Here is a 3225-nt window from a genome sequence, read left to right on the forward strand (position 1 = left end):
CGCGTCTTCGGCGGCTGCTCCGCGAGCGCGGGGCGCCGCGCGCGGGCGGCCGCCCCTACACGGCGGCGGCGCAGTGGCCGGAGCTGACCGCCTCCGAGTTCGCCGTCGTCCGGCTGGTTACCGGCGGCGCGACGGACCGCGAGGCCGCCGAGCGCCTCTATATCTCCGCGCACACGGTGAACTCGCACCTGCGGCACGTCTTCGCCAAACTCGGCATCCGGTCCCGCGTAGAACTGGCCCGGCTAGCAGGCGAGCGCCAGTCCGCTTAGTCACTCGCCCGGCTGCTCGAGCAACCCGGGGTTTGAGTACACCAGCACCCATGGGGTGATCGTCTGGTGCCTGATCACGCCGCCGAGGGTGTACGGGTCGGCCTCGGCGAGGCCGCGAGCAATGCCGATGTCGCCGGCTTCGTAGATGAACAGCGCACCGGTGCCGTCGGCGAACGGGCCGGCGGCCGCGAGCTGCCCGCGTTCGAGCAGGCCGTGCAGGTAGGCGCGGTGCGCCGGACGGATCGCGGCGACGGCGTCGGCGTCTTGGACGTAGCGGATGTAGTTCGCGAATTTCATGGCTTCATCTCCGTCGTTGGGTGAGAGGCCCAGCCTCGGCGTAAGCCGTCGCGGCGCGCATCACTTATCCGGGCCATTCCCGTTGGTGCACTGCCGGGCGGATTAATCACCTGATCCAGTCACGCGCGATCGGCGTGGCAGCGGGCAGGCTCGGCGGCATGTCTGCAATCACCGTCACACCCAGGACAGTCCGGCACATCGCGATCGCGACCGGCCGTCCCTACGAGCAATTCCGCGCGGAGTACGAAGCCACGGTTCCGGCGTTCGACCGGCTGGAGGCCATCGGCGTGGTCAACAGCGGTGCGGGATGGGCCGGGATCGAGAGCCTGTCCCGCAACACCGCCACCAACGGCCTGGCCAGCTTCTTCACCTTCGACCCCAGCCCGGTGATGAAGCTGAACGGTAGCACCCGCCGCGGCGTCACGTACCTGTCCGGCAACATCATCGAGGCGGAGAAGGGGTTCCGGGTCGACCCGGCGTGCTTCCTGTACCTGCCGCTGCGCGTGGTCATCGCCGAGGCCTCCGACGGAACCGCCGTGCTGGGGGTGGACCTGCCCGCGGACCTGTTCGATGTGTTCCCCGCCGCTGAGCTGGCCGAAGTCGCGTCGCGATTCACGCGCACGCTCGAGCAGGTGCTGCGGCAACTTCGGCTACCGGTACCCAGCGAGATCGCCGGTGCCGCCGGCGATGAAAGCAGCCGGTGACCACGGCCGCGGCGGTCGGCGTCACGGAACCGCGCGTTAACAGCTCCGCTCGCCGGGCCTTCACCGGAGCGGCTGCGGCGCTGTTCGTGCTGTTCATGGGCAACAACCTGCCGAGCGCGCTGTACGGGCTGCTGCGAGAGCGTTTCGGGTTCTCGCCGCTGACCCAGACGCTGCTGTACGCGGTGCCGGTGGTTGCGGTCATCCTGCCGGGCCTGCTCGTCTTCGGCACGCTGTCGGATATTGCGGGCCGTCGCAGCCTCGTGCTTGCCGGGCTGGCGGCCTTCGCCGCCGGTGACCTGGCGTTCATGCTGGCCGGCGACACGTCGTGGCTGTTCGCGGGAAGGCTGGCGCAGGGCCTGGGTATCGCCCTGGCGACAGCCGCGAGCACCGCGACCCTGAGCGACAGTGCCGGCGGTCTGCGCCGCGACCCCGTTGCGGCGCAGCGGACGGCGGCGCTGGCCGGGACGATCGCCATCACCGGCGGCCTTGCCGTCGGGCCGCTGGCCGGCGGCCTGCTGGCGCAGTACGCCCCGTCGCCACGGATAACACCGCTGGCCGTGCACCTGGGACTGGTGGCTGCCGCGCTGGCCCTGGCCTGGTCGATTCCGGGCCGGCGGCCCCGGCCGGCCGAGGCGGCCGGCCGCTGGCGGCCGGCCATGCCGCGGATCCCGGACGCCATGCGGCCCCGGTTCCGCGTCATCGCCATCGCGGAACTGCTGTGCTGGGCGGTGCTCGGCGTGTTCTCCGCGGTGATCGCCTCGCTGCTCGGATCGATCCTGCACACGAGCAACCTGGCACTCACCGCCGGCGGCCTGTTCGTGGCGATCGCCGCCTCGACGCTTGCCCAGGTAGGCGCGCCGCGCCTGGCGCCGCTGACCGCCCAGGTGACCGGCTTGTCGGTCCTGGCGTGCGGGCTGGTCCTGCTGCTCGCCGCCGAAGGAACCGCGAACGTGGTCCTGGTCGTGGCGGCGATGGTGTGCTCCGGGACCGGCCATGGGCTGGTGTTCGCCGGCAACCTCGCGGAAGTGACCGTCGCGGCGCCCGCCGCCGAGCGCGGCGCGGTGCTCGGCGCGATCTACTTCGTCAACTACGCCGGCCTCGGCGTCCCGGTCATCGGCGTCGGTGTCCTGTCGCTGTGGACCGGCCTGGAGACCGCGACGACCGTGGCGGCGATCGTGATCGCGGCCGGCTGCGCTCTGCTCATCCCGTTCGTCATCCGGCGGCGGGGCTGATTCGGCAAGGGAGTGCTGATCATGCAGGGAAACGTCACCGTCACGCCGGCCGGCGCGGCGACCGTCCACACCTACACCGCTCCGGAGACCGGATGGCGGGCCAACAGCCATGTCATCGAGCTCGCCTCGCAGGTCGTGCTGTTCGACGCACCGCTGACGCAGGAGTATGCGCGGGAGGTGCTGGCCGTCGCCCACTCCCTGGGCAAGCCTGTCACCAGGCTGTACATCTCGCACGCGCACCCCGATCATTTCGCCGGCGCCGCCGCGATCGGCGCGCCGGGCTACGCCCTCGGGCCGGTCAAGAACCTGATCGACCGCAGCGGCGACCTGCGCATTCAGCGCGGCTACGCCTGCACGCCAGGTCACTCCGGTACGCCGCTGCCCAGATCCCGGCCGGTGGACCACCTGGTGCCGGCCGGTACGGACGAGACCCTCGATGGAGTGCGGCTGCGTTTCGAGGCGGTCGCGGACGCGGAGACCGACGCCCAGCTCACCATCGCGCTGCCCGACGCCGGGGTGCTGATCAGCCAGGACGTCTTGTACAACGGCGTGCACCTGTTTCTCGGCGAGCACGCGTTCGACGCCTGGCAGGCCGCGATCACCGCGCTTGAGGCGCTTCCGTACGAGACCGTGATCCCCGGCCATGGCCTGCCGCGCGGAGACGGGCTCCCGAGTGGCCGCGGCATCTACACCGCGAACCGCGAGTACCTGACGGTCGCCGCC

General features: G+C 71.3%; 5 protein-coding genes. 4 read left to right on the forward strand and 1 reads right to left on the reverse strand.

The window, feature by feature from the left end; all coding sequences use genetic code 11:
* The coding region (locus Q1N79_RS08110; RefSeq protein ID WP_300606149.1) for a response regulator transcription factor at window positions 1-269 on the forward strand (269 nt) is incomplete at its 5' end.
* Here Q1N79_RS08110 and Q1N79_RS08115 read toward each other — a convergent pair.
* Window positions 270-566: a YciI family protein gene (locus Q1N79_RS08115; RefSeq protein WP_300606152.1), complete on the reverse strand. Its 297-nt coding sequence runs from the start codon at window positions 564-566 to the stop codon at window positions 270-272.
* 158 nt (window positions 567-724) lie between these two features.
* Between Q1N79_RS08115 and Q1N79_RS08120 the strand changes: the two genes are divergently transcribed.
* The 3 genes from Q1N79_RS08120 to Q1N79_RS08130 form a co-directional block, all read left to right on the forward strand.
* Window positions 725-1270 (forward strand): hypothetical protein, encoded by a 546-nt coding sequence (locus tag Q1N79_RS08120; protein WP_300606154.1) that lies wholly within the window; start codon window positions 725-727, stop codon window positions 1268-1270.
* Entirely contained in the window at window positions 1267-2502 is a 1236-nt protein-coding gene (locus tag Q1N79_RS08125) for an MFS transporter (RefSeq protein WP_300606157.1), read from the forward strand. Before Q1N79_RS08120 ends, Q1N79_RS08125 begins: the two co-directional genes overlap by 4 nt.
* 21 nt (window positions 2503-2523) lie before the next feature.
* Window positions 2524-3225, forward strand: a 702-nt coding sequence (locus tag Q1N79_RS08130; protein WP_300606160.1) for an MBL fold metallo-hydrolase, incomplete at its 3' end; no start/stop codon positions are given.

The organism is Trebonia sp. (assembly GCF_030042015.1).
Taxonomy (GTDB): Bacteria; Actinomycetota; Actinomycetes; order Streptosporangiales; family Streptosporangiaceae; genus Trebonia.

Excerpts from the sequence above, each read along its gene's own strand:
- Q1N79_RS08115 (WP_300606152.1), bottom strand. The coding sequence starts at position 566 with ATGAAATTCGCGAACTACATCCGCTACGTCCAAGACGCCGACGCCGTC.
- Q1N79_RS08120 (WP_300606154.1), top strand. The coding sequence starts at position 725 with ATGTCTGCAATCACCGTCACACCCAGGACAGTCCGGCACATCGCGATC.